Source organism: Bartonella sp. AA2SXKL (genome assembly GCF_042197205.1).
Taxonomy (GTDB): Bacteria; Pseudomonadota; Alphaproteobacteria; order Rhizobiales; family Rhizobiaceae; genus Bartonella.
Map to the genome: position 1 here is coordinate 1 of NZ_JBHIRN010000052.1, position 1,247 is coordinate 1,247.

At 36.4% G+C, this 1,247-nt stretch carries 2 protein-coding genes; one reads left to right on the forward strand and one right to left on the reverse strand.

Going from position 1 to position 1,247, the window contains the following annotated elements; genetic code table 11:
• Positions 1-106: 106 nt before the first annotated feature.
• A complete protein-coding gene (locus ACFINS_RS09645; RefSeq protein WP_375706140.1) occupies positions 107-385 on the reverse strand; it encodes an integration host factor subunit beta in 279 nt (92 codons plus the stop codon).
• Between the two features lie 191 nt (positions 386-576).
• Here ACFINS_RS09645 and lptC point away from each other — a divergent pair, with 191 nt between their 5' ends.
• The gene (gene lptC, locus ACFINS_RS09650; protein WP_011179985.1) at positions 577-1,227 is read left to right on the forward strand and encodes an LPS export ABC transporter periplasmic protein LptC; all 651 of its coding nucleotides are present in this window, start codon (positions 577-579) and stop codon (positions 1,225-1,227) included.
• Positions 1,228-1,247: the final 20 nt, after the last annotated feature.

Sequence of the window (1,247 nt, forward strand, 5' to 3'; positions counted from 1 at the left end):
GTCAATGCAACCATCTGACGATTTACTAAAATAAAAGCAACCAAGAACACTGTAAAAATTACAAAAGCGGCTGCTGAAAGGATACGTTTAATTATCATAAAGTTCCTCACTGATTAAGCCGATTACGTAAATCCTTGCCCGTTTTGAAAAAAGGAATCCATTTTTCTTCAACCATAACGGCTTCACCTGTACGTGGATTACGACCATTGCGGGCTGAGCGGCTTTTGACAGAAAAAGCTCCAAAACCGCGAAGTTCAACGCGATTGCCATTGACGAGTGCTGTTGAAATTTCTTCAAAAATAGCGTTCACAATATTTTCCACATCTCGTTGAAAAAGATGTGGGTTATGACGGGCAATAATTTGCACAAGCTCTGATTTAACCAAAATAACCTCTCTTCCATACAAAAAAGATTTTTTTACAATATTATAATTCACACATATACATTACATATATAAATGGGTGAAAGCAAAATAAAACCAAGAAAAAACGAATTGCAAGAAACAAAATTTGAAAATACATCTTATAAGAGTTATACAAATCGAAAAACACCGAATATTTAAGAGATTAGGATAATATGTCCTTACAGGATCATTCTAAAATTTTTTCAACAAGTGAGGAGTTGTCTTTTGGGGATGCTTTTAAAAAAGCATCCCGTCATTCGCGTAGTATTAGCATCTTAAAATTTTTGTTACCTCTCTGTGCATTGACTACAGCGCTGGTTTTTTGTTGGTTTACATTTTTCTTTGTTCCTGTTGCTTTTGATCCTGTAATTTCGAAGGATGAAGAGAGTGAGATGATGAAGTTGACGATGCTCAATCCAAAATTAGAAGGTTACACACGTTCTCATGAACCTTATTGGCTCAAAGCGGAGAAGGCCTTTCAAGATCATACACGTTCTGGAGTGATTGGGCTACAAAACATTACAGCTGAGGCGTTTTTAGGCAAACAAAGACGTGTTTTTCTTGATGCGCAGGGAGGAAATTACGATAATATGAATGGTTGTTTGCAATTAGATAAGCCATTTAGGATTACAACAAATGACGGAATGATTGCCCAGTTTATGGCAGCAGATATTAATTTATCTGAGGGGCAATTAAACACAGATAAACGCGTGAATATTCGGCGTGCAGGTTTGCATCTTGCAGCAAATGCTTTGCAAATCCGAGAAAAAGGGCAAGAAATGTATTTTCATGGTGGAGTCCATTTAGTGTTTGACAAGCAATAAGATCATATCAATACGAATCT

What these genes read in the sequence shown, in the direction of transcription:
- lptC (WP_011179985.1), top strand. Translation starts at nt 577, where the DNA reads ATGTCCTTACAGGATCATTCTAAAATTTTTTCAACAAGTGAGGAGTTG.